Here is a 22,275-nt window from a genome sequence, read left to right as displayed (position 1 = left end):
ATGGGCGTAAACATGACAGTCATGGCCACGTCGCAAGGTTCCGCGACCGAGGCTCCCGATGCAAGACGCTTGCCGTCCGAAAAGGCTCGGCCGAACAAGCACGATGCGATCACCCAGGCGGCCTCCGAGATGTTCCTCGCCGAGGGCTTCGACAGGGTTACCCTGGACCAGATCGCGCAGCGTGCAGGCGTCTCCAAGCAGACCATCTACAGCCACTTCGCCGACAAGGAAGCGCTGTTCAAGGCGATCTGCACCGAACTCACTGAAAGACTTACGATTCCGCTGCGTAAATCGATATCTGAAGGAGATCTCCGCAGCACTCTGACGCGCCTCGGCGAGGATACGCTGGCAATGATGCTGCACCCGGCCTCGCTCGACCTCCACCGCCTCGTGATGAGCGCCGCCGTGCGCTTTCCGGAGCTGGGCCACATCGCCTACGAGGCTGGCGCGAAGCGCATGCTCCACGACCTCTCGACGCTTCTGGTGCAGCGTTCACGAATCGGTGATGGGCTCGCCAAGCCGCTCGACGACGAAAGCGCGCGCATCCTGGCCGAACAATTCATCGGCATGCTCCGCGGTTTCCATCAGGTCCGCGGCCTGCTGAGCATCAAGCCCGCGACCGCGGCGGGCCGCAGCGACTATGTGCGGGCCTGTGTGGAGCTCTTGCTACGCGGCGCCTGAGGCCTGCCGAGACGATCACCGCCCACAGCGCTCGACGTCGGCTGGACCTGTCACCAGCCTGTCATCTGCGCTGGCTAGCTCTCCTGGCATGAAACAGCGTGAACCCGACGGCATCCTGCTGCCTCGGGCCAAATTCATGCTCGTCCCGCAAGCGAGAACGCCGTCATGCTGCGCATCGAAGGCCTCACCAAGCGCTTCGGCGGCAAGGCTGCCGTCGACAACGTCACCCTGTCCATCCCCAAGGGCGAGATGGTCGGCGTCATCGGCCGGTCCGGAGCCGGCAAATCGACTTTGCTGCGCATGCTGAACCGTCTCGCCGATCCGAGCGAGGGTCGTATCGTCTCCGGCGAGCGCGACGTAACCGCGCTGAAGGGCGCCGCCCTGCGCGGCTGGCGCCGCGACACGGCGATGATCTTCCAGCAGTTCAACCTCGTCGGCCGCCTCGACGTGCTGACCAATGTCCTGCTCGGCCGGCTGAACCATCGCTCCGCCGCGCTGACGCTGGTCAAGAGCTTCTCCCGCGACGACAAGATCCGCGCGATTGCGGCGCTCGAGCGCCTGGATATGGGCCATCTCCTGTCCCAGCGCGCAGAAACCCTCTCGGGCGGCCAGCAGCAGCGCGTCGCCATCGCCCGCGCCCTGGTGCAGCAGCCGAAGATCATCCTCGCCGACGAGCCGATCGCCTCGCTCGACCCGCGCAACACGCAGGTCGTCATGGACGCCCTGTTCCGGATCAACCGCGAGGACGGCATCACCGTCGTCTCGAACCTGCACCACCTCGATATCGCGTCGAAATACTGCGACCGCCTGATCGGCATGGCCGCCGGCAAGGTCGTCTTCGACGGCCCGCCGCATCAACTCACCAAGGACGTCGCGGCGAGCCTCTACGGCATCGAGGCCAAAGACGCCGGCGCCGAGGCGCTCGACCAGCTCGACGCCATCGCCAGCGAAGAAGCCCAGCGCGCCAAACGGACCGTCGCCTGAGTCCCGGCCCCGGCTCGCCCGGGGCACCCGACGTTACCCCAACACCAGGAGCAAACCATGCTGACCCGCCGTCTTACCCTGACGCTCGCCGCGGCCTCTCTCGCCGCCTCGCTCGCGACCCCTGCCTTCGCCCAGGACTGGAAGGCGAAGTATCCGGAGATCGTCTTCGCGATCATCCCGGCCGAGAACGCCTCGGGCGTCGTCGAGCGCTACACCCCCTTCGTGAACTACCTGTCGAAGGAGCTCGGCACCAAAGTCACGCTGCGCATCGCCAGCGACTACGCCGCCCTCATCGAAGGACAGCGCGCCGGCAACATCCATATCGGCATGTACGGCCCCTCCTCCTTCGCCCGCGCGCTCATGACCGGCGCCAAGATTGACGCCTTCGCCATCGAGACCAACATCGACGGCACCAAGGGCTACTACTCGGTCTTCTATGTGAAGAAGGACTCGCCCTATCAGAAGATCGAGGATCTGAAGGGCAAGAACCTCGGCCTCGTCGACCCGAATTCGACCTCGGGCAACAACGTCCCGCGCTTCGCGCTCGACGGCATGAAGATCGAACCCGAGACCTATTTCGGCAAGGTCGTCTACACCGGCAGCCATGAGAACGCCGTCATCGCCCTCGGCCAGGGCACGGTCGACGTCGCCGCCAACTGGTGGAACGACGAGCAGGAATCGAACCTCCTGCGCATGGCCCGCAAGAACATGGTCAAGGCCGAGGACTTCCGGATCATCTACAAGTCCGAGCAGATCGTGAACTCGCCGATGGCCTACCTCACCGACCTGCCGGTCGATCTGAAGGCCAAGATCAAGGACGCGGTGCTCAACCTCGCCACCAAGGACAAGGTCGCTTTCGACAAGATCTATGAAGGCAAGCAGGGCCCGCTGGTCGCCGTCGACAACAAGGCTTACGACCCGATCATCGAGCTGAACAAGTTCGTCGACGCTCTCCGCAAGAAGAAGTCCTCGTAAGATACCGTATCGCTCGCCAAGTTCGGCGCGGGAAACCCCTCTCCTGTAAGGAGAGGGGCAGGGGTGAGGTGAAGGCCGTTTCGAGGTTGGCCTCGCTCACCGGCTCTCTACTCAGGCAACTGGTTTTCCGGCCGCCCCCTCACCCTGCCCTCTCCCTATGGGAGAGGGTTCCCCGCGCCTCACGCGGCTAAGGGAACACCCTTCATGACCCTCGCGATCGACAGCAACGACCCCGCGATCCGCGCCCGTGCGGACGGCTATCGCCGCGAGATGGCTGCCAAGCGCCGCCAGACGTTGCTCGGCGCGGCCGTGCTCGCCGCCCTGGTCTGGCTCGCCGCCATCGGCTCCGAAGTCGACCTCGGCAAATTCGTCGACAACGCCTGGCGCTTCCCGAAATACATCCTCGAGACCATGCCGGTCCTGCGCTGGAACAGCCTCGGCGCCGATTTCGCCGAGTGGTTCTGGGGCTGGAAGGGCTGGCTCAGGCTGCTCTGGCAGACCATCCTGATCGCCTATACCGGTACGATCCTGGGCGCGCTCGGGGGCTTCCTGCTCTGCTTCGTCGCCGCCGCAAATCTGGGCCGCTCGGGCTGGCTGCGCTTCACCGCCAAGCGCTTCCTAGAATTCTGCCGCACCGTACCGGAGATCGTCTTCGCGCTGATCTTCGTCATCGCCTTCGGGCTCGGGCCCTTGCCGGGCGTGCTCGCCATCGCCATCCACACCATGGGCGCGATGGGCAAGCTGTTCTCGGAGGTCGTCGAGAACATCGACATGAAGCCGGTCGACGGCCTGACCGCTACCGGGGCCGGCTGGTGGCAGACGATCCGCTTCGCAGTCGTCCCGCAGGTGCTCTCCAACTTCGCCAGCTATTCGCTGCTGCGCTTCGAGATCAATGTCCGCGGCGCCTCGATCATGGGCTTCGTCGGCGCCGGCGGCATCGGCCAGGACTTGATCGAAGCCATCCGCAAATTCTACTTCACCGATGTCAGCGCCATCCTGCTGCTGATCATCGTGACCGTGATGCTGATCGACTACGGCACCGAGCGGCTGCGCCACGCCCTCCTCAGCCTGGAGCACGGCAAATGAGCCTCGCCCTCTCCCCGGCCGAGCAGGCCGCGCTCGTCGCCCGCCACCAGGCTGCCATCGACGGTTCGCTCAAGACGAAGCTGACCACGATCGCGGTCGTCGCCGTCATGCTCGCCCTCTTCGTCTATGGCGTCAGCACCTTCGAGGTCTCGCTCTGGCGCATCCTGTCCGGGCTCGGCAACCTCGGCACCTTCGTGGTCCTGATGCTGCCGCCCGATCCCGGCTCCTTCGCCCGCGCCATCATCTTTGTGAAGGCGCTGTTCGAGACCATCGCGATCGCCTTCCTCGGCACGATCCTGGCGGCCATCCTCGCCTTTCCGCTCGGCTTCATCGCCGCCCGCAATGTCGTCGCCAACAGGATCGTGCATTTCCTCGCCCGGCGTTCGCTCGATACGGTGCGCGGCGTCGACGCGCTGATCTGGGCGCTGATCTGGATCAATGTCGTGGGCCTCGGCCCCTTCGCCGGCATGCTCGCTATCATGACCAGCGATATCGGCGCCTTCGGCAAGCTTTACTCCGAAGCCATCGAATCCGCCGACCGCAAGCCGGTCGAAGGCGTCACATCGATGGGCGGCGGCAAGCTGCACGAGATTCGCTTCGGCCTGATCCCGCAGGTGCTGCCGGTGATCGCGAGCCAGGTGCTCTACTACATCGAGTCGAACACCCGCTCCTCGACCATCATCGGCATCGTCGGCGCCGGCGGCATCGGGCTCTATCTGGCTGAGACCATCCGCACGCTGGAATGGCAGCAGGTCTCCTTCCTGATCCTGCTGATCCTCGCCGCCGTTACCGCGATCGATTTCCTCTCGGCCAGGCTGCGCTTCGCGATCATAGGGCAGCGGGCGGTGTGACGGGGCAGCCCCCGCTTCCGAAGCGGGGGCTGCCCTCAATTGCTGCCTGCCGGACGCTTCGGCACTGTCGGCAGCCAGTCCGCCAGATCCTTTGCCCACAACTTCGCCATGCCCGTGGTGCCATGGCCGCGCGTCTCGGCGCTCGCCGGGATCAACAGGAGCCTGGCATTGCCGAGGCGCTTCAGCTCGCGCTCCATGATGCCCGTCTCGGGCGGATTGCGCTCGTCATCGGCCGCATTGATCGCGAGCACCGGCGCTTTGATGGCGTCGAGCCTGGGCGAGGGATTGTAGTCGCGCGAAGAGTCCCACTGATAGAGGAAGTCGTTGGCATCGGCGCTGAACGTCGCCTTCAGCCGCTCGTCGAGCAGCTTGTCGGCAGCCTCCCGCGTCGGCGCCAGCTGCTGGTAGGCGAGGGTGCCGCCGCTGGTCGCGATCCCGAAATAGACATTGGCGATGCGGAACGCCGGCGGCTGCGCGGTATATTCCCCTCCCCTCCACTCCGGATCATTGCGGACGGCATCGATGATCATCCGCCGCATCATCCAGTTGCGGCTCGACATCTCGGTCGGTTGAGAGGCCATTGGTACGAGAGCATCCATGAAGTCAGGATATTTCACGCCCCACATCCAGCTCTGCATGCCGCCCATCGAATTGCCGAGCACGAGACGGACATGCCTGATGCCGAGACCCTCCTTCACGAGTCTGTGCTGGGCGGTGACCATGTCGTCGTAGTTATAGCGCGGGAACCGCGCCTTCAGCCCGTCCGACGGCTTCGAGGAAGTTCCGGCCCCGATCGCATCGGGAATGATGATGTAGTATTTGCTGGCGTCGAGCGCCTGTCCGGCACCGAAAAGCTCGCCGGCGAAGGCCGGGGTCAGCATGCTGGCGGCCGAGCCGGCCGTCCCATGCAGGATCACCACCGGCTCGCCCGTGGGTTCGCCGACCGTGGCGTAGCCAAGCTTGATTTCCGGAAATGTCTCGCCCGTGTGAAAGCGGAAATCCTTCGCCACCCACACGCCGCGCTTGGGCGCCGGATAATCCGCGGCGAGCGCGAACGGCGCCAGGCCACAGGAAACGACGAGAGCGGCCGCGCGCAGCAGCCCGGTCAGACGGATCATGATGGTCTCCTCGGATCGGTTTCCGCGCGATCTTGGCGTCGCGTGTTCCCCTTCCGAGCATTGCGCCGAACCCGTGCCGGCGCAAGGCACGCCAGCCGGGCGTGCTAGCGCGCTTCTTCGCTGAACGGCTCGACCACCATCTCCATGCGCTCGCCGGCGAAGACGCTGCTGACGAGGTGGATCGGCGTCAGGTCCGGCAGCGCATCGACCGCCACCGACACCATCACCGGCGCTCCGGGCTCGATCCGCAGAAGTTCCGCCTCGCTTTCTCCGGCAAGCCGCGCGGTAAGGCGCGTGGAAAGGCGGACATAATCTGTGACGCCGCAGGCCTTCAGTGCCGCCGTCATCGATCCTTCCGCCGCGCGATAGGCCGCGTCGAAACCGGGAAAGCGCGCAACCGAAAGCCAGTGCGTTCCGGTGCCCATCGGCGTGCCGTCGGCAAGGCTCAGGCCTTCGAGCCGCCACAGCGCCGCGCCGGGCTCGAGTCCCAAAGTCGCGCAGGTTTCGGCCTCACCCTCGATCTGATCCGTCGTCAGCACGGCGCTCGACCCGACCATGCCGATCCGGCCGAGATTGGCGCGCATGCTCACGCGGCGGCCCAGCGGATAGGGCACGCGCCGGCTGCTGACCTGCGTACCGCGCCCGCGCGAGACCGTGACGAGACCCTGCTCGGCCAGATGCCGGAAGGCCTGCCGCACCGTGTGCCGATGCACGCCGTAGCGTTCGGCGAGGGCAGTTGCCGCCGGCAGGATATCGCCCGCTGCATACTCGCCCTTGCCGATCGAGCCGGCGAGTTCGTCCGCGATCCGGCGCCAGGCCGTCCCGCTATCGGCCGTCCCGGCCTCGGCGGGCTCGCTCGCATCAGTCACCAAAGCGTCATGCAAAATGTATAGACCTTTCCTCGCGACCAGCCTATTATAGTCTAGACATTAGCGGGCGACCAGACGGCAGATAATGATGACGGCCCAAACCGCAGAGAAAACCTCAAGGCAGCGCTGGATGGCGATCCTCGCCCGCGCCACGCGGAGCGAGATCACCGAACTCGTCGGCGCCGAGCTTCCTCGCCACGACATTCTCAAGGCCCCCGAAACCGGCACTGTGATGGTCGAGGGTCGCGCCGGTGGCGCCGGCCGCCGCTTCAACCTCGGCGAGGCGACCGTGACGCGCTGCATCGTTCGGCTCGACGATGGCGCGATGGGCTTTGCCTATGCGCTCGGCCGCGACGCCCGCAAGGCCCACCTCGCCGCCATTCTCGACGCGAGGTTGCAGGCGGAAGCGCCGGACAGCGCCCTGCACCGTTCCGTCCATGATCTGGCCGACCGGCAAAGCGCCGCCCGGGACCTCGCCTCGCGCAAGGCCGCCGCCACCAAGGTCGATTTCTTCACGCTGGTCAGGGGCGCCTGATGACAACGGACACACTGATCGGCCCGGGCTTCTCGGATCCCGTCTTCCAGTCGCAAGGCGCCTTCCGCGCGCTGCTGGCCGCCCTCGCCGAACCGGGGACGAGGCAGTGCGTCGCGGTCGGCGTCGCGCCACCGCCAGACGGCCTGCAGGCCGCGACCGCGACCGCCCTGCTGACGCTGGCCGACTACGAAACCCCGATCTGGCTGCCGTCTGTGCTGCGCGACGGCCCGGCCGGCACCTGGCTGCGCTTCCATTGCGGCGCGGCGCTGGTGAGCGACCCCAGCAGGGCGACCTTTGCGGTGATCGACGGGCTCTCGCCCGAGCCGGCGCTGTCAGCCTTCGATGCCGGCAACGACCAGTTTCCCGACCGCTCGACGACGGTCATCGTGCAGTGCGCGGCGTTCGACGGCGGCAAGGCCGTGATCCTGGCGGGTCCGGGCATCGCCGGCTCCCGCGTGATCGCTCCGGCCGGACTGCGGGCCGGCTTCTGGACCGAGGTCGCGGCCAACAACGCCCGCTACCCGATCGGCATTGACCTGCTCCTGGCTCACGGCGATGCCGCGATCGGCCTGCCACGCTCGACGCAGATCGAGGAGGTCCGGTAGATGTACGTCGCAGTCAAGGGCGGCGAGGCCGCGATCCTCGCCACGCATGATCTGGTCGCCGAGGCAAGGCGCGGCGACCCTCGCGTGCCTGAAATCTCCGTCGCGCAGATCCGCGAGCAGCAGGCGCTCGCCTGCGCCCGTGTCATGAACGAGGGCTCGCTCTATGACGGCGATCTTGCTGCGCTGGCGCTGAAGCAGGCGCAGGGCGACGTCATCGAAGCCGCGTTCCTGATGCGCGCCTATCGCACGACGCTGCCCCGCTTCGGCTCGTCGGAACCGCTCGACACCGCACGGATGGCGATCCGCCGCCGCGTCTCGGCGACCTACAAGGACCTGCCTGGCGGACAGGTGCTCGGCCCGACCTATGACTATACCCACCGGCTGTTCGATTTCGCGCTGATGGACGACCAGAACGTCATGGTCGGGCCTGACCCGACCATCTCTGCCCAGCAAGCACAGTCTCACTCGTCCGGAGATGCTCGGGTTAAGCCCGAGCATGACGGCCTGCATGCCCCCCTCGACGCTCACATGCCGCGCGTGCCCGACATCCTCGGCGCCGAAGGGCTGATGGAACCGGAGACCCCGCCCGAAGGCGACCCCCGTCCCTTCGACCTGACGCGCGAGCCGGTCTCGTTTCCGGCCGATCGCGATGTCCGCCTGCAATCCATGGCGCGCGGCGACGAGGGCTTCCTGCTCGGGCTCGGCTATTCCGTCCAGCGCGGCTTCGGCAACAGCCACCCCTTCGTCGGCGAGATCCGCGTCGGCGAGGTCGCGGTCGAGTTCGTGCCCGAGGAACTCGGCTTCGCCGTCGATCTCGGCGAGGTCACTTTGACCGAATGCCAGATGGTCAATCAGTTCGCCGGCTCAAAGGACGTGCCCCCGCAATTCACCCGCGGCTACGGCCTCGCCTTCGGCCATAGCGAACGCAAGGCGATGTCGATGTCGCTGGTCGACCGGGCGCTGAAATGCCGCGAGTTCGGCGAGGCGGCGGAATACCCGGCGCAGCAGGACGAGTTCGTGCTCTACCACTCCGACAATGTCGAGGCGGCCGGCTTCGTCGAGCACCTCAAGCTGCCGCATTATGTCGATTTCCAGGGCGAACTCGAACTGATCCGCCGCATTCACCGCGAGCGCGAGGAGCGTCTGGCCAAGGACGCGAACGAGCTGCCGGAGGCCGCGGAATGACCGTTCATCAGACCCTGCCGGGCGACGACACGAGCCCCGCCTACAACTACGCCTATCTCGACGAGCAGACGAAGCGGATGATCCGCCGCGCCCTGCTCAAGGCCGTCGCGGTGCCCGGCTATCAGGTACCGTTCGGCTCGCGCGAGATGCCGCTCGCCCGGGGTTGGGGCACCGGCGGCATCCAGGTGACCGCCGCGATCATCGGGCCACAGGACACGCTCAAGGTCATCGACCAGGGCGCCGACGACACCACCAACGCCGTCTCGATCCGCCGCTTCTTCGAGAAGACCGCCGACGCCCGCACCACCGAGGCGACGGCCGAGGCGACGATCATCCAGACCCGGCACCGCATCCCGGAAGCGCCGCTCTCGGCGGGCCAGGTCATTGTCTACCAGGTCCCGCAGCCCGAGCCGCTGCGCAAGCTCGAGCCACGCGAGGCCGAGACCCGCAAGATGCACGCCTGGGCCGAATACGGGCTGATGCAGGTCAAGCTCTACGAGAACATCGCCCGCTTCGGCGAGGTGACGACGACCTATGACTACCCGGTGATGATCAATGGCCGCTACATCATGGCGCCCTCGCCCATCCCGAAATTCGACAACCCGAAGATGCACATGTCGCCGGCTCTGCAGCTCTTCGGGGCGGGCCGCGAGAAGCGCATCTACGCCCTGCCGCCGCATACCAGCGTGCGCAGCCTCGATTTCGAGGACCACCCCTTCCGCATCCAGAGCTGGTCCGAGCCCTGCGCGCTCTGCGGCGCGGACGATTCCTATCTCGACGAGGTCGTGATCGACGACCAGGGAAAGCGCATGTTCGTCTGCTCCGACAGCCACCATTGCGAAACGCGCCGAGAGGCCGGCCATCGCGGCGCGATGTTGGGCGATGCGACGGCGAGCGGGCTGGTCGAGGAGAGCAAATCATGACCGTCCACGCGACCTTCCCCGAAACCGCCCTCGAACCCGCCCCGCTGCTCTCCGTCGCCGGCGTCTCGCGCTTCTATGGCGAGCGCATCGGCTGCAAGGACGTCTCCTTCGACCTCTGGCCGGGTGAGGTGCTCGGCATCGTCGGCGAATCCGGCTCCGGCAAGTCGACTCTGTTGCGCTGCCTCGCCGGCATCGACCAGCCCGACGAGGGCGAAGTGCTGTTCCGGGGCGGCACTGAACCGCTCGACATCTACTCCGTCCCCGAGCAGGAGCGCCGCCGGCTGATGCGGACCGCCTGGGGTATTGTCCATCAGAACCCGCGCGACGGGTTGCGCATGGACGTCTCGGCCGGAGGCAATGTCGGCGAACGCTTGATGGATCGCGGCGACCGGCATTACGGCCAGATCCGCGAGCGAGCCCTCGACTGGCTTTCCCGCGTCGAGATCGCCGGTTCGCGCATCGACGACCGCCCGCGCCAGTTCTCCGGCGGCATGCAGCAGCGCCTGCAGATCGCCCGCGTCCTGGTCTCGGAGCCGCGCCTCGTCTTCATGGACGAGCCGACCGGCGGCCTCGACGTCTCCGTCCAGGCCCGCCTGCTCGACCTGCTGCGCGTGCTCGTGCGCGATCTCGGGCTGGCGGCGATCATCGTCACGCACGATCTCGCCGTGGCGCGCCTCCTCACCGACCGACTGATGGTGATGAAGGACGGCCATGTCGTCGAGCAGGGCCTCACCGACCAGGTTCTCGACGATCCCCACCACGCCTACACGCAGCTTCTGACATCGGCGGTGCTCAGCGTATGAGCGGCTTCGTCCACCCGCCCTGGTCGGGATTTTCCGGCCCGCCTCCGTCCTCATCGACGGAGCCGGGCGATGACCGGCAGAAGGCTGGGCACGAGTTGGATCGCCTCGCTCTCGGGCAGGGTGCGGCCCAGCCCGGCGACACGGCGGCGGATGAAGGGTTGCCCGAAGCCAAACAGGCGGAGGTTGCGCCGCCCCTTCCCGTCACATCCGCGTCACCCCGCCCGCACAAGGCACTGATCCCAGGATTTTGGATCCCATGACCACGATGATTCGCGTCGAGAACGTCGCCAAGGCCTTCACCCTGCACAATCAGGGCGGGGTGCGGCTGCCCGTCTTCGACGACGTCAATTTCAGCGTCGAGGCCGGCGAGGCGCTCGTGCTCGCCGGAGCGTCCGGAGCCGGTAAATCGAGCCTGCTGCGCATCCTCTACGGCAATTACCGGCCGACCTCCGGCCATATCCACATCACCCATGCCGGTCGCCCGATCGACATCGTCCAAGCCGTGCCGCGCACCGTGCTCGACATCCGCCGCCGCACGCTCGGCTTCGTCTCGCAATTCCTCCGGGTGATCCCGCGCGTCAGCGCACTCGACATCGTCCGCGACCCATTGCTCGCGCGCGGCGCCACACCGGAGGCAGCCAGCGAGCGGGCCAAGTCGATGCTGGCGCGCCTCAACCTGCCCGAGAGGCTCTGGAACCTCGCCCCGGCGACCTTCTCCGGCGGCGAGCAGCAGCGCGTCAACATCGCCCGCTCCTTCGTCGATCCCTCCGCCATCATGCTGATCGACGAGCCGACCGCCTCGCTCGACGCCTCCAATCGCGACGTCGTCGTCGAGCTGATCGCCGAAGCCCGTGCTAAGGGCTCGGCCATCGTCGGGATATTCCACGACGAGGCCGTCCGCGAGAAGGTCGCGACGCGCTATCTCGACATCACCGCTTTCCGGAAGGCCTGAAGATGCAGACCGTTCTGACCAATGCCCGCCTGATCCTCGAAGACGAGATCGTCACCGGAACGATCGCCTTCGACAACTCGGGCATCACCGCCGTCGATCAGGGCCTGTCTTCCCTGCCGTCGGCGATCGACATCGGCGGCGACTATGTCGCGCCTGGTCTCGTCGAGATGCACACCGACAACATGGAAAAGCACTTCATGCCCCGCCCAAAGGTCTTCTGGCCGAACGGGCTGGCGGCGGCGCTGGTCCATGATGCGCAGATGGCGGCCGCCGGCGTCACCACCGTCTATGACGCGATCTGCGCAGGCACGCCCTTCTCCGCCAAAGACTACCGCAAGGACATCTTCGCCGATGTGATGAAGGCCCTGGCCGAAGGCCGGCGCGAAGGCGTGTTCCGCATCGACCACCGCATCCACATGCGCTGCGAGCTGACCAGCCCCGACTTGCTCAAGGACATCGAGCCATATCAGGACGACGATCTCGTCCAGCTCGTCTCGTTGATGGACCACACGCCCGGCCAGCGGCAGTGGCGCAACCTCGAACACCTCAAGACCTATGCGGTCGGCAACGGCAAGACCGTGGCCGAGTTCGAGGAGGATGTCGTGGTGCGCCAGCAGGAAGGCGCCGCCAATGTGGGCCGGAACTGGAACGCCGTCGTCGAGATGTTCCGCGCCCGCGGCATCCCGATCGCGACCCATGACGACACCACCGTCGAGCATGTCGAGGAGGGGCTCGCCTCGGGCGCGGTGATCTCGGAATTTCCGACCACTGTCGAGGCCGCCGCCGCCGCCAAGCAGCGTGGCCTCGCCACCATTGCGGGTGCCCCCAATGTCGTGCGCGGCGGCTCGCATTCCGGCGGCGTCTCGGTCGCGGAGCTCGCCGAGAAGGACCTGCTCGACGGACTCTCCTCCGACTATGTGCCGGCAAGCCTGCTGCAGGCCGTGCTGAAACTGCACGACAGCCACGGCATCGCCCTGCCGCAAGCCATGGGCATGGTGACCTGGAAGGTCGCGGATATCCTCGGCCTCAAGGATCGCGGCCATCTCCGCGCCGGGTTGCGCGCCGACCTCCTGCGCTTCAAGGCGCTAGGCCCGACCCCGGTCATCGCCGCCGTCTGGTCGCAAGGCGAGCGCGCCTTTTGAGCACGCCGCGCTACGCCCTCTACTACGCCCCTGCAGCCGACAGCCCGCTCTGGCGCTTTGGCTGCGCAACGCTGGGTTATGACGCCCTGACCGGCGAGGATGTCGCCTTTGCCATCCCGCCCGGCCGCGATGCGGCGGCCTGGCCCGATCTCACCGCCGAGCCGCGCCGCTACGGTTTCCATGCGACGCTGAAAGCGCCCTTCGAGCTGGCCAATGGCCGCAGTGAAGGGCAACTGCGCGCCTTCACCCGTCAGATCGCGGCGGGGCTCTCGGCCGTTCCGCTGGCCGGGCTCGCGGTGACCGCGCTCGGCCGCTTCGTCGCCCTGACGCCGGCCGAGCCGAGCCCGGCCCTGCAGAAATTCGCCTTCGACATCGTCCAGGCGTTCGAGCCCTTCAGGGCCGCGCTCAGCGCCGCCGATCTGGAACGCCGGCTCGCGAGCCCGCTGACGCCCGCCCATCGCGCCTATCTCGAAGCCTATGGCTACCCCTATGTCGGCGACGCCTTCCGCTTCCACATGACGCTGACCGGCCCGCTGCCGCAGGACGATGTTGCCGGCACTACCTCGGCTCTGTCGCAGGCCCATGCCGCAGCCGTGCCGGCCGCTCCGGTCGCGATCGACCGGCTGGCCCTGTTCAGGCAGGACGACCGTGACAGCCGCTTCCGCCTGCTCGACAGCTTTGCGCTCGGTCAGTGAGCCGAATAGACGCCTCTCTGGGGGACACCACATGGCAGCCAAGAAACTCGGGCTCGAACCCGTGATCGACCCCACCGCCAGCGTGCGGCAGGCGACGCTCGGGCGCTATACCGAGATCGGCGCCCGGACGAGCTTCATCGAGTCGACGATGGGCGACTACTCCTATGTCGTGAATGATTCCAACATCATCTACACGACCATCGGCAAGTTCTGCTCGATCGCCGCGATGACCCGGATCAACCCCGGCAACCACCCCATGCAGCGCGCCAGCCAGTCGCATTTCACCTATCGCGCCAGCGCCTATTTCGATGATGTGCAGGACGACGCGGCCTTCTTCGACTGGCGGCGCTCGGCCCCGGTGACGATCGGCCACGACGTCTGGATCGGCCACGGCGCCATCATCCTGCCCGGGCGCAATATCGGCACGGGCGCGGTCGTCGCCGGGGGCGCCATCGTCACCAAGGACGTTCCGCCCTACACCATCGTCGCTGGCAACCCGGCGAAGCCGATCCGCTCGCGCTTCCCCGCCGCGATCGCCGACAGGCTGATCGCGCTCGGCTGGTGGGACTGGGATCATTCCCGGTTGCGCGACGCGCTCGACGATTTTCGCAGCCTCTCCGTCGAGGAGTTTCTCGACCGATATGAAGGCGGCGCGCTCGCCAACGGCACCTGAGCATCGATCAGCGGGGCAGCCCATCCGGATGTGTCGAATTGATCCAGATCAAGCGCCGCGGTGATTAGAAATTAACCAAACTGGTTTCCTATCGAGTCGGGTGCCGACGGTCGGCGCTGTAGATTCGGGAACATCACATGTCGTCGTCGGATCATCTCAACAGCCGCCTTTCCTTCATGCGGCTCGATGCGCGTACGCGCGAGCGGATCAACGGCATGCACGACATGATCGCGGCGGCCCTCCCCGACGCCCTCGACGCATTCTACGCCCAGGTCCGCAAATCGCCGGAGACCAGCCGCTTCTTCCGCGACGACAAGCACATCGATGCAGCCAAGCAACGCCAGTCTTCGCATTGGGACCGCATCGCCCGGGCCCAATTCGACGAGACCTATGTCTCCGCCGTCACCATGGTCGGCGAGACCCACGCCCGCATCGGGTTGGAGCCACGCTGGTACATCGGCGGCTACGCCCTGATCCTGGAGAAGCTGATCACGGAGATCGTCGCCGCGCGCTGGCCGAAGAGCCGGTTCGGCGGCAAGAGCGAAGGCGCAGCCGAACGCGGCGCCGAGATCAGCGCGATCGTCAAGGCGGCGCTGCTCGATATGGATTATGCGATCTCTGTCTACCTGCGGGCCTCGGAGACGGCCCGCATCGAGGCTGAGGAGCAAGCCCGCGTGGTCGAAGCCGCCAAGGCGGCCGAGCGCGAGAAGGCCGTCGGCTATGTCAGCGAGGGGATGGCGGCACTCGCCAAGGGCGACCTGACCTTCCGCATCGGACATGACATTCCCGCGGAATATGCGCTGATCCGCGACAATTTCAACGAAGCCATGTCGCGGCTCGAGCAGATGATCTCGACGATCAAGTCGAGTTCGGCCGCCATCGCGGCCTCCTCCCAGGAGATCAACTCCGGCGCGGAGGACCTTTCATCACGCACCGAGCAGCAGGCGTCGGCGCTGGAGGAAAGCGCGGCGACGACCGAACAGCTCGCCGCATCCGTCAAGACCTCGGCCCAGGCCTCGCGCCGATCGGTGGCGCTGGCCGATGACGCGACCAGAATCGCGCGCACCGGCGGCACCATCGTCAAGGACGCGACCGAGGCCATGACGCGCATCGAGGCGGCCTCCCGGAAGATCTCCGAGATTACCGACGTCATCGACGGCATCGCCTTTCAGACCAACCTCCTGGCGCTGAACGCAGCCGTCGAGGCCGCCCGCGCCGGCGATGCCGGGCGTGGCTTCGCGGTGGTCGCAGCGGAAGTCCGCGCGCTCGCGCAGCGCTCCTCCGACGCCGCCAAGGACATCACCGGGCTGATCGCCTCCTCCGATGCCGAGGTCACGGAGGGCGTAAAGCTCGTCCGGCTGGCCGGCGAGACGCTCGAACAGATCGTCGACGCCTCGGCGCGGGTTTCGACCACGGTCGAGGAAATCGCCAGCGCCTCCGGCGAACAGGCCAACGGCATCGACGAAATGAGCCAGACCGTCGCGCATATGGACGACATCACCCAGCAGAACGCGGCGCTCGCCGAGCAGAGCGCAGCCTCCGCCCGCACGCTGCTCGACCAGATCGAACAGCTCAACCGGCTGATCTCGAGCTTCCGCACGCAGGACAGCCGCGTCGTCGCCATGCCCTCCCCGGCCCGCCGGGCGGCGTGAGGGGCTAACGAGCGGCGACGGCCTTACGCCTTCAGCCGCCAGACCGTGCTGTGCTTGATCTCGGCATCCTCGAGCGAGCGCGTCACCGGCACGGCGTAGCTCGCGAGTGGTTCCAGCTGGTCCTTCGGCAGATAGCTGCGGCCGGGATCGCCGATCAGCACCCGCGTCCCCCGCGACGAAAGCTCGTTCAGCCAGGCGATCACGCTTTCGGCCATCGACCGCTCGTAACAGACGTCGCCGGCGCAGACGACGTCCCAGCCTTCGTCCCGACCGACGAGATCGTCGAGCCTGGCCGTGATCGCGACGTCATTCGCGGCGGCGTTGATCGTGATTGCCTCGGCGGCGAAGGCATCGATGTCGCAGGCCTCGACACTGGCCGCGCCGCTCTTCGCCGCCGCGATGGCGACCAGACCGGAGCCGCTGGCGAAGTCGAGCACGCGCCGGCCGCGCACGATCCCGGGATCGTCGAGCAGATAGCGCGCCAGCGCCTGTCCGCCCGCCCAGGCAAAGGCCCAGAACGGCGGCGGCAGGCCGATCGTGGCCAGTTCGTCCTCGGTCTTCTGCCAGAGTTCGGTCGCCTCCTGCGCGACGTACAGGCCGATCTCCGGCGCATGGGGCACCGGCAGGAGACGTGTATGCGCGAGGATGAACCCGCGCCTGTCGAGCAAGGCGGCGGGCGCGCTCATGCCGCGACATCCGTGGTAGGTCGGCTGAGCAGCCCACGATAGAGCGCCTTGACCGCATTCATGACGTCGCGCTCGGTATGCCCGTCGATCACCCGAGCCCGCGCGCTGGCCCCCATGCGTTCGGCCAGCGCCGGCGAGCGGGCGAGCACGATCAGAGCCCGCGCCAGCGCCGCGGCATCGTCCACCGCCACCACCATGCCGTCCTGCCCGTCGCGCACGAAGCTGCGGCACCCCGGCACATCCGTCGTCAGGATCGGTCGCCCGCAGGCGGCCGCCTCCAAGATGGTGCGTGGCAGGCCTTCGCCCCCCCGCGACGGCAGGATGCAGAGGTGGTGCTCGCGCCAGACGCCTTCGATGTCCCGCGTCGGCCCGGCCCAGTTGATGCCCGGCCGCGAGGCCCATCGCTTCAGGGTGTCCTCGGGGATCGCCTTCGGGTTGGACGGGTCCGGCGCGCCATGAATGGTGAGCTCGACCCGCGCCCCTTCGGCCCGCGCCAGCTTCACTGCCTCGACCGCGAGATCGATCCCCTTCGACCACAGCATGCGCGCGACCAGCGCGACCTTGAACGGCGGCGTCGCCGGCATCGGCTCCGGCATCAGGATCAGCGGATCGACGCCCGCGCCGCCGACGATCGCGACCTTGCCGACATCCTGCGGATCAAGCCCGAGCATGACCGGATCATCCGGATTCTCGAACAGGAAGCGGACTTGCGGTCCGTCGATCGCTTCGCGCAGCCAGAGCCTCGCGGCCATCCGGGCAGCGGCGGCGCCCGCGCCCTGCTTCGCGCCGAGGAAGCCCAGGCCCGTCAAGGCGTAGACACGCCGATCCACGCCTGCGAGCTTGCCCGCCAATCCAGCGAGCGCGATCGGCTTCAGCGCAATACAATGCAGGATATGCGGCCGCTCGGCCTCGATCAGCCGCCGGAGCGCGATGATCTGGCGAAACAGCGCCCGCGGATCGAGGCTGCGGCGCTCCGCCTCGAGCGCGATGAGCCGCGCACCCGTCGCCTCGATGGCGCGGCGATGGTGACGTTCGCGCGCGATCACCGCGACATCGAAGTCCAGCTCGCGCGCAGCCCGCGCCATCGGCAGGAAATGCGACGCGAAGAACCAGTCCTCGGTCGCGACGAAGAGAAGCTTGGGGCGGGCCATGGCGCGACATCAGTCCGATGCGGCGCCGAAGGTCAAGCCGCCATTGCATGGAAAGACCGCACTCGCAGACTTGTTGGATCAGCCCTGCGCCATGCTAAGCTCCACGCCCGATGGAGGCAGGCATGAGCGGATCATCGAACACATCGGCAGCGGAGGCTTTCCCCTCGGCCCTGGCAAAGCTGCGCGAAGCGCTCGCCCATGTCGCCAATGGTGATGTCGGGCCGATCAAGGCGATCTATTCGCATGCTGACGATGCGACCAGCATGTATGGCTGGGGCGGCTACGAGAAGGGCTGGGGCGACATCTCCAAGCGCTGGGACTGGGCCGGACAGCAGTTCAAAGGCGGCACCGTCAGTCACGACAACGTCACGACCATCGTCGGGACCGAGCTCGCCTATACGACCGACATCGAGACCTTCAACGTGACGCTGCCCGGCATGGACAAGCCGACGCAATGGACGAACCGGGTCACCCATGTCTTCCGCTTCGAGGGAGGTGGCTGGCGGCTGCTGCACCGTCATGCCAACCGGCTCGAAGGGCAATACGAGCCGGCCAAGCGCCTCGGCGGCAACGCCAAAGCGACGGCGTAAACCGCAACCTTTCAGGGCCGCGAGGCTGTGACCGGCAAGGCTCGCGCCAGCGCCGCGGCCGCATCGATACGGCCGGCGCCATAGACGGGGTCGCGCCCCTTCGAGCCCAGATCGACAGCGCTTTCGGTCAGCAGCCGACGCGCGCCGGCGAGATCGAGATCCGGCCGCTTCTCCAGCACCAGCGCGATGAGCCCCGAGACATGGGCGGCAGCGATCGAGGTGCCCGAGGAGAAGGCGTAGCGCCCCTGCGGCTCGGCTGCGAGCACGTCGACGCCCGGCGCCGCGACCGCGACATAGGCCCCGCGATTGGCCCGCGCGAAGATCTTGTCGTCGGCATCGGTCGCCGTGACCGCGATCACATTCGGGTCCGCGCCCGGAAAGAGTGGGGCGGCCGTGGGCCCGCCATTGCCCGCTGCGGCGACGGCGATCACGCCCTTGGCCGCCACTCCGGCGAGGCCGCGCGACAGCAGGCGGTCTTCCGGACCGGCGAAGCTGAGATTGATCACCCGGGCGCCCTGGTTCACCGCCCATTCGATCGCCGCCATGATATGCAGGCTTGTGCCGCTGGCCGAGGCCGAGCTGGCGCGGCCGGAAAAGGCCCGCGCCACCAGCAGGCGCGACGCCGGTGCGACGCCCTGCAACTGCCCCTGCGCCACGATCGCCGCCGCCATGGCGGTGCCGTGCGCATGCGGGATGAACTCCTCACCGAGCGCGTCGTAGAGACCGGTAACCGCTCCGCGCAACTCCGGGTGGCCGACATCGACGCCGGAATCGATCACCGCGACGCGGACGGCATTCCCGCGCGCGAGCTTGTGAACATCGCCGAGCCGGAGCTTGTCGACGACATATTGCGGCGGCAGTTCGCGGCGCGGCGCGGGCGTCGCCCGAACGGCCGCCGGATCGGACAGGCGCAGGGTCGGAACATCCGGGCGCGCTCCGCCGGACGCCGTCGTGCTGACCTGCTGCGCCATCTCCTGCTGGAGTTCGTAAGTGAAGTTCGGCTGCGCCCCGGCAATGGCATTGTCGTCCGCCATCTGCGTCAGCACCGCACGCAGATCGCGCCCGGCCTCCAGCCGCGCCCGGATGATCGTCGTGCCGGCAAGCTCGACTCGCCGGCTGGTGATCAGGGTCGCGCCATAGCGCCGCAGCACGGTCTCGGCCTGGGCATCGGGCGCCAGTTCGAACAGGATTTCGCCCGGGACGAAACGATTCTCGTCCGCAGCCGGCACGACCGTGCGGGGGCGCACTGCGCCAAACGGAAATTGCCATGCCGGTGGCGGCACGGTCACCGCCCTGGTCTGCCCGGACGAGCCGGCGGCCGGCGTATTGCCGCCTCCGGGGCCAGGCTGCTGCGCCAGAGCCGGGGCGGTAGCCAGAGCGAGCATGAGAGCAAGGCAGCCGCCGCAGGCCAGTTGCAGGGCCGGCGTGGCGCGATGATCGCTCAGGGGGCGGGGCAACGTCATGATGCGCTCTCCCGATACGCTCGGATGCAGCGACGGCTTAGCAGAATGATGACGATCCGTCACCGGCCACGCACTGTCAGGGAGCCGGCGCGACGAACCGGACGATCGCAGCCTCCGACTTCATCCGCGCGGCGATCGCGTCGACCTGGGCCTGGGTCAGCGAAGCATCGCCGACGCGAACCTTGAAATAGCCGTTGGCGCGCGGACCATCGACGACCGATGCGTCGAAACGCTTGAAGAAGGAGGCGATGTCGCCCGCCCGCGCATCCGAGGCGAAGCTCAGCAGCACATAGCGCTCGGAGGACTGCGATGGCGCCGAGGCGGTCTCGAAGCCGGTCCTTTCGCGCAGGATGACGCCGGTCAGAGCCACGCCTTGGATCGCGATCAGCGCGCAGGCCGCGGCCCCGGCCCAGGCCAGCCGGCGCGGCGGCTGCGCCGCGAGCAGATTGCCCAGCCGGCTCATGAAGCCGCCCTTGGCGGCCGCGAGCAGGCCGAGCTTGCGCGGCTCGGCTTCCATGCCGGCCATCAACCGGTCGAGCGCACGCGGCGACGGCGCGCCGAGGCTCTCGTTGAGCAGCACCGTCTCGGCCATGTCGTCGCGGATGATGTCGAGCCGCTGGGCGAGTTCGGCATCGCTGGCCAGAGCCGCCTCGACGCGCGCCTTGTCGGCGGCCGAGATCCGGCCACTGGCATAGAACGGCAGGAGCAGTTCGAGTTCCGCGCGCTTCGGATCGGTCGCGATGGTGTCGGTCATGACTGAACTCCGGAACGGACCGATTGATGGTGGCAAGGCGGACGGCGGCAAGGCATCGGCAGATCATCGCGAACCCGCTTCGGGTCCGGTCTCGGCTCAAGGCCAGCCGCGGTCGATCCCCGCAGCCTTGAGCAGCTCGCCCAGCTTTTTGCGGGCATGGAAGAGCCGCGTCTTGACGGTGTTCTCGGGGATGCCGACGATTTTCGCGACCTCCTCGACGGAACTCTCGTGATAATAGACGAGATCGATGACCTCGGCATGCTCGCGGGAGAGCTTGCCGAGGCAGGCACGGATCGCGAGACCCTTGTCCTGCTTCTGCAGCACGACCTCCGGGTCGTCGGCGTCGTCCTCGATGCTTTCGGCGAATTCATCGTCGAGACCGGCGTCGCGCCGCTTGCGCAAGGCCGAATAGGACTTGTTGCGCGCGATCGTGAGCAGCCAGGTCGTGACAGAGGAACGACCCTCGAAACGATCGGCCTGGCGCCAGAGATCCATGAAGACGTCACCGGTCACATCCTCCGCCATCGTCTCGTCGCGCAGCAGGCGCAGAGAGAAGCGATAAACCCGCGTCTGATGCCGCGAAAACAGCACCTTCATTGCGAGCCGTTCGCCACTGGCGATACGTTTGACGAGTTCTTCGTCCGATTCCGTATGCATTGCCCTCGAGGCCTGACATCCGGCTCGCAAGGGTTGGTCGCGGCGAGCGTGGAAAAGGTTCAAACGGCAGCAAGATTAATCTGGCCGCGGCGACTTTCCATACGTCATCGCCAGCGATGGTCAACCGGAAGTGACGTTTCGAGCATCGGAATATGGGATGTCGCGCGGGCAGGGAGCTCCGCCGCACCGAAAATCGGATCGTTCAGGAGGGATTTCTCGCAAGTGCTCAGGAGGACGCGATTTGCAGCGTCACAGCCGGTTTTCCGCGAGCTACCCGCCGCAGGCCTTGCGGTGGCCGTCAGGGGGTGGGCCTGGCCCTCACGACACGCTTGACCGCAGCGGTAGCCTTTGCAGACTTCGCCGCCTTGGCGGCCGCCTTGGCTTCGGCGACCTCGGCCTTGGCCCGTGCCTGCTCGGCCGCAACGATCGCCGCAGTCTCGGCGTCGGCCGCTTCCTTGGCGAGGCGCAGCGCCTTCAGGCGCGCCGTCTTTTGCAGAACGGCGTCGCGCTCTAGTTGCTCGGCCTCCATTGCGCGCGAGGCTTCCTGCTTGCGCGCATCGGCCTTGTCGAAAGCGAGTTGCGCACGACGCTTGATCTCGTCGGGGGAGAGGCCTCGCGTCGCCATGGCGGCTCGCTCCAATTGTGCGGCGGAAGCCGGATTCCCGATCCAGGCCGAATGGCCCGAAGCGACCCGGCTCCGGAAGAAAGGCGTGTCACGCCGGTCCAGGCACTGCCCGCTCGAAGAACACGGCGGCCTTGACCGGAATCGTCGACTGCCGAGCCCAGTCCGCCATCGGCGTACACGCGAAACCCCGTCAGCATCGCACCGGGAACGAAGGAGCGTGCCCGGCATCGGCGTTATCTTAGCGGCGGCCGCCCTTGCCGGCCGAACGCATCTGCATGTACTGGACGGCTTCGAGCAGCACCTTGCGCGGGCGTTCGGCGTCGCGCTTGGCCTGTTCGGCCTTGCGTGCAGCCTCGCGCGCCAGTTCGGCGATACGCTCTTCCTCTGCCAGGCGGGCGCGCTCGATCTCGGCGAGACGCTCCTGCTCGGCACGGGCGGCGGCCTTCTCGGCCTCGCGCTCGGCGCGGGCGGCGGCGACGGCTTCGCGTTCCGCGCGTCGCTGCTGCATGATCGGGTCATCCGGACCGGGCCTGGCCTTGAAACGCTCGAGGAGCGCCTTCTTGGCGGCTGCGGAATTGGCCTGACGATCAGTGAAGCTGCGGTCGTTCGGGTTCTTCAAG

Annotated in this window: 25 protein-coding genes; 16 read left to right on the top strand and 9 right to left on the bottom strand. The window is 67.3% G+C overall.

All coding sequences use genetic code 11. The features are described from left to right. The 5 genes from AC1RMY_RS01235 to phnE (AC1RMY_RS01215) all read left to right on the top strand — a co-directional run bounded on the left by AC1RMY_RS01235 (position 1) and on the right by phnE (AC1RMY_RS01215) (position 4,577). Positions 1-681, top strand: coding sequence for a TetR/AcrR family transcriptional regulator (locus AC1RMY_RS01235; RefSeq protein ID WP_492862119.1), 681 nt, complete (start codon positions 1-3; stop codon positions 679-681). A gap of 165 nt (positions 682-846) precedes the next feature. Beyond that, positions 847-1,665, top strand: coding sequence for a phosphonate ABC transporter ATP-binding protein (gene phnC, locus AC1RMY_RS01230; RefSeq protein WP_492862118.1), 819 nt, complete (start codon positions 847-849; stop codon positions 1,663-1,665). A 57-nt stretch (positions 1,666-1,722) separates the two neighbouring features. Further along, positions 1,723-2,640: a phosphonate ABC transporter substrate-binding protein gene (gene phnD, locus AC1RMY_RS01225; RefSeq protein WP_492862117.1), complete on the top strand. Its 918-nt coding sequence runs from the start codon at positions 1,723-1,725 to the stop codon at positions 2,638-2,640. A gap of 204 nt (positions 2,641-2,844) precedes the next feature. After that, positions 2,845-3,726, top strand: a complete 882-nt coding sequence (phnE, locus tag AC1RMY_RS01220; protein WP_492862116.1) for a phosphonate ABC transporter, permease protein PhnE — start codon at positions 2,845-2,847, stop codon at positions 3,724-3,726. After that, a complete protein-coding gene (phnE, locus tag AC1RMY_RS01215) occupies positions 3,723-4,577 on the top strand; it encodes a phosphonate ABC transporter, permease protein PhnE (RefSeq protein WP_492862115.1) in 855 nt (284 codons plus the stop codon). The genes phnE (AC1RMY_RS01220) and phnE (AC1RMY_RS01215) overlap by 4 nt, the downstream gene beginning before the upstream one ends. A gap of 35 nt (positions 4,578-4,612) precedes the next feature. On the opposite strand, the gene AC1RMY_RS01210 is transcribed toward phnE (AC1RMY_RS01215), so the two are convergent. Both AC1RMY_RS01210 and phnF read right to left on the bottom strand, forming a co-directional pair. Beyond that, on the bottom strand, positions 4,613-5,695 hold the full coding sequence (locus AC1RMY_RS01210; protein WP_492862114.1) for an alpha/beta fold hydrolase: 1,083 nt from the start codon (positions 5,693-5,695) through the stop codon (positions 4,613-4,615). Positions 5,696-5,799: 104 nt separating this feature from the next. After that, complete coding sequence (gene phnF, locus AC1RMY_RS01205; protein WP_492862113.1) at positions 5,800-6,564, bottom strand: phosphonate metabolism transcriptional regulator PhnF; 765 nt, start codon at positions 6,562-6,564, stop codon at positions 5,800-5,802. An 85-nt stretch (positions 6,565-6,649) separates the two neighbouring features. On the opposite strand from phnF, the gene phnG reads away from it, so the two are divergent. From phnG to AC1RMY_RS01155, 10 genes are all read left to right on the top strand, one after another. Continuing rightward, positions 6,650-7,099, top strand: a complete 450-nt coding sequence (gene phnG, locus AC1RMY_RS01200) for a phosphonate C-P lyase system protein PhnG (protein ID WP_492862112.1) — start codon at positions 6,650-6,652, stop codon at positions 7,097-7,099. After that, positions 7,099-7,704: a phosphonate C-P lyase system protein PhnH gene (gene phnH / locus AC1RMY_RS01195; protein ID WP_492862111.1), complete on the top strand. Its 606-nt coding sequence runs from the start codon at positions 7,099-7,101 to the stop codon at positions 7,702-7,704. Before phnG ends, phnH begins: the two co-directional genes overlap by 1 nt. Continuing rightward, positions 7,705-8,889: a carbon-phosphorus lyase complex subunit gene (locus AC1RMY_RS01190; RefSeq protein ID WP_492862110.1), complete on the top strand. Its 1,185-nt coding sequence runs from the start codon at positions 7,705-7,707 to the stop codon at positions 8,887-8,889. It abuts the gene before it with no gap. Then, positions 8,886-9,812, top strand: coding sequence for an alpha-D-ribose 1-methylphosphonate 5-phosphate C-P-lyase PhnJ (locus AC1RMY_RS01185; RefSeq protein WP_492862109.1), 927 nt, complete (start codon positions 8,886-8,888; stop codon positions 9,810-9,812). Before AC1RMY_RS01190 ends, AC1RMY_RS01185 begins: the two co-directional genes overlap by 4 nt. Then, positions 9,809-10,615, top strand: coding sequence for a phosphonate C-P lyase system protein PhnK (phnK, locus tag AC1RMY_RS01180; RefSeq protein ID WP_492862108.1), 807 nt, complete (start codon positions 9,809-9,811; stop codon positions 10,613-10,615). Before AC1RMY_RS01185 ends, phnK begins: the two co-directional genes overlap by 4 nt. 256 nt (positions 10,616-10,871) lie before the next feature. Next, complete coding sequence (gene phnL / locus AC1RMY_RS01175) at positions 10,872-11,567, top strand: phosphonate C-P lyase system protein PhnL (RefSeq protein WP_492862107.1); 696 nt, start codon at positions 10,872-10,874, stop codon at positions 11,565-11,567. 2 nt (positions 11,568-11,569) lie between these two features. Beyond that, positions 11,570-12,709, top strand: a complete 1,140-nt coding sequence (locus AC1RMY_RS01170; protein WP_492862106.1) for an alpha-D-ribose 1-methylphosphonate 5-triphosphate diphosphatase — start codon at positions 11,570-11,572, stop codon at positions 12,707-12,709. Then, the gene (locus AC1RMY_RS01165; RefSeq protein ID WP_492862104.1) at positions 12,706-13,404 is read left to right on the top strand and encodes a DUF1045 domain-containing protein; all 699 of its coding nucleotides are present in this window, start codon (positions 12,706-12,708) and stop codon (positions 13,402-13,404) included. The genes AC1RMY_RS01170 and AC1RMY_RS01165 overlap by 4 nt, the downstream gene beginning before the upstream one ends. 31 nt (positions 13,405-13,435) lie before the next feature. Further along, positions 13,436-14,077, top strand: coding sequence for a transferase hexapeptide repeat family protein (locus AC1RMY_RS01160; protein ID WP_492862103.1), 642 nt, complete (start codon positions 13,436-13,438; stop codon positions 14,075-14,077). Positions 14,078-14,214: 137 nt separating this feature from the next. After that, entirely contained in the window at positions 14,215-15,729 is a 1,515-nt protein-coding gene (locus AC1RMY_RS01155; protein ID WP_492862102.1) for a methyl-accepting chemotaxis protein, read from the top strand. Between the two features lie 23 nt (positions 15,730-15,752). On the opposite strand, the gene AC1RMY_RS01150 is transcribed toward AC1RMY_RS01155, so the two are convergent. After that, a complete protein-coding gene (locus AC1RMY_RS01150; protein WP_492862101.1) occupies positions 15,753-16,415 on the bottom strand; it encodes a class I SAM-dependent methyltransferase in 663 nt (220 codons plus the stop codon). Then, the gene (locus tag AC1RMY_RS01145) at positions 16,412-17,566 is read right to left on the bottom strand and encodes a glycosyltransferase (protein WP_492862100.1); all 1,155 of its coding nucleotides are present in this window, start codon (positions 17,564-17,566) and stop codon (positions 16,412-16,414) included. The genes AC1RMY_RS01150 and AC1RMY_RS01145 overlap by 4 nt, the downstream gene beginning before the upstream one ends. A gap of 122 nt (positions 17,567-17,688) precedes the next feature. On the opposite strand from AC1RMY_RS01145, the gene AC1RMY_RS01140 reads away from it, so the two are divergent. Beyond that, positions 17,689-18,156 (top strand): YybH family protein, encoded by a 468-nt coding sequence (locus tag AC1RMY_RS01140; protein WP_492862099.1) that lies wholly within the window; start codon positions 17,689-17,691, stop codon positions 18,154-18,156. A gap of 11 nt (positions 18,157-18,167) precedes the next feature. Here AC1RMY_RS01140 and AC1RMY_RS01135 read toward each other — a convergent pair whose 3' ends face one another. The 5 genes from AC1RMY_RS01135 to AC1RMY_RS01115 form a co-directional block, all read right to left on the bottom strand. Continuing rightward, complete coding sequence (locus AC1RMY_RS01135; protein ID WP_492862098.1) at positions 18,168-19,619, bottom strand: S8 family serine peptidase; 1,452 nt, start codon at positions 19,617-19,619, stop codon at positions 18,168-18,170. A gap of 76 nt (positions 19,620-19,695) precedes the next feature. Continuing rightward, complete coding sequence (locus tag AC1RMY_RS01130) at positions 19,696-20,373, bottom strand: anti-sigma factor family protein (RefSeq protein ID WP_492862097.1); 678 nt, start codon at positions 20,371-20,373, stop codon at positions 19,696-19,698. Between the two features lie 96 nt (positions 20,374-20,469). Further along, positions 20,470-21,030 carry a sigma-70 family RNA polymerase sigma factor gene (locus AC1RMY_RS01125; protein WP_492862096.1) on the bottom strand — a complete coding sequence of 187 codons (561 nt, stop codon included), beginning with the start codon at positions 21,028-21,030 and terminating at the stop codon, positions 20,470-20,472. Between the two features lie 298 nt (positions 21,031-21,328). After that, the gene (locus AC1RMY_RS01120) at positions 21,329-21,655 is read right to left on the bottom strand and encodes a hypothetical protein (RefSeq protein ID WP_492862095.1); all 327 of its coding nucleotides are present in this window, start codon (positions 21,653-21,655) and stop codon (positions 21,329-21,331) included. A 238-nt stretch (positions 21,656-21,893) separates the two neighbouring features. Continuing rightward, complete coding sequence (locus AC1RMY_RS01115; protein ID WP_492862094.1) at positions 21,894-22,274, bottom strand: DUF6481 family protein; 381 nt, start codon at positions 22,272-22,274, stop codon at positions 21,894-21,896. Position 22,275: the final 1 nt, after the last annotated feature.

This window comes from Allobosea sp. GW822-FHT03F07, assembly GCF_058801345.1.
The sequence above is the reverse complement of the archived record's forward strand: the minus strand, read 5'-3'. Positions and strand labels throughout refer to the sequence as shown.

Bases quoted from the DNA above. Each gene is read 5' to 3' on its own strand.
- AC1RMY_RS01235 (WP_492862119.1), top strand. From the start codon at position 1: ATGGGCGTAAACATGACAGTCATGGCCACGTCGCAAGGTTCCGCGACC.
- phnC (WP_492862118.1), top strand. From the start codon at position 847: ATGCTGCGCATCGAAGGCCTCACCAAGCGCTTCGGCGGCAAGGCTGCC.
- phnD (WP_492862117.1), top strand. From the start codon at position 1,723: ATGCTGACCCGCCGTCTTACCCTGACGCTCGCCGCGGCCTCTCTCGCC.
- phnE (WP_492862116.1), top strand. From the start codon at position 2,845: ATGACCCTCGCGATCGACAGCAACGACCCCGCGATCCGCGCCCGTGCG.
- phnE (WP_492862115.1), top strand. From the start codon at position 3,723: ATGAGCCTCGCCCTCTCCCCGGCCGAGCAGGCCGCGCTCGTCGCCCGC.
- AC1RMY_RS01210 (WP_492862114.1), bottom strand. From the start codon at position 5,695: ATGATCCGTCTGACCGGGCTGCTGCGCGCGGCCGCTCTCGTCGTTTCC.
- phnG (WP_492862112.1), top strand. From the start codon at position 6,650: ATGATGACGGCCCAAACCGCAGAGAAAACCTCAAGGCAGCGCTGGATG.
- phnH (WP_492862111.1), top strand. From the start codon at position 7,099: ATGACAACGGACACACTGATCGGCCCGGGCTTCTCGGATCCCGTCTTC.
- AC1RMY_RS01190 (WP_492862110.1), top strand. From the start codon at position 7,705: ATGTACGTCGCAGTCAAGGGCGGCGAGGCCGCGATCCTCGCCACGCAT.
- AC1RMY_RS01185 (WP_492862109.1), top strand. From the start codon at position 8,886: ATGACCGTTCATCAGACCCTGCCGGGCGACGACACGAGCCCCGCCTAC.
- phnK (WP_492862108.1), top strand. From the start codon at position 9,809: ATGACCGTCCACGCGACCTTCCCCGAAACCGCCCTCGAACCCGCCCCG.
- phnL (WP_492862107.1), top strand. From the start codon at position 10,872: ATGACCACGATGATTCGCGTCGAGAACGTCGCCAAGGCCTTCACCCTG.
- AC1RMY_RS01170 (WP_492862106.1), top strand. From the start codon at position 11,570: ATGCAGACCGTTCTGACCAATGCCCGCCTGATCCTCGAAGACGAGATC.
- AC1RMY_RS01160 (WP_492862103.1), top strand. From the start codon at position 13,436: ATGGCAGCCAAGAAACTCGGGCTCGAACCCGTGATCGACCCCACCGCC.
- AC1RMY_RS01155 (WP_492862102.1), top strand. From the start codon at position 14,215: ATGTCGTCGTCGGATCATCTCAACAGCCGCCTTTCCTTCATGCGGCTC.
- AC1RMY_RS01150 (WP_492862101.1), bottom strand. From the start codon at position 16,415: ATGAGCGCGCCCGCCGCCTTGCTCGACAGGCGCGGGTTCATCCTCGCG.
- AC1RMY_RS01145 (WP_492862100.1), bottom strand. From the start codon at position 17,566: ATGGCCCGCCCCAAGCTTCTCTTCGTCGCGACCGAGGACTGGTTCTTC.
- AC1RMY_RS01140 (WP_492862099.1), top strand. From the start codon at position 17,689: ATGAGCGGATCATCGAACACATCGGCAGCGGAGGCTTTCCCCTCGGCC.
- AC1RMY_RS01135 (WP_492862098.1), bottom strand. From the start codon at position 19,619: ATGACGTTGCCCCGCCCCCTGAGCGATCATCGCGCCACGCCGGCCCTG.
- AC1RMY_RS01130 (WP_492862097.1), bottom strand. From the start codon at position 20,373: ATGACCGACACCATCGCGACCGATCCGAAGCGCGCGGAACTCGAACTG.
- AC1RMY_RS01125 (WP_492862096.1), bottom strand. From the start codon at position 21,030: ATGCATACGGAATCGGACGAAGAACTCGTCAAACGTATCGCCAGTGGC.
- AC1RMY_RS01120 (WP_492862095.1), bottom strand. From the start codon at position 21,655: ATGGCGACGCGAGGCCTCTCCCCCGACGAGATCAAGCGTCGTGCGCAA.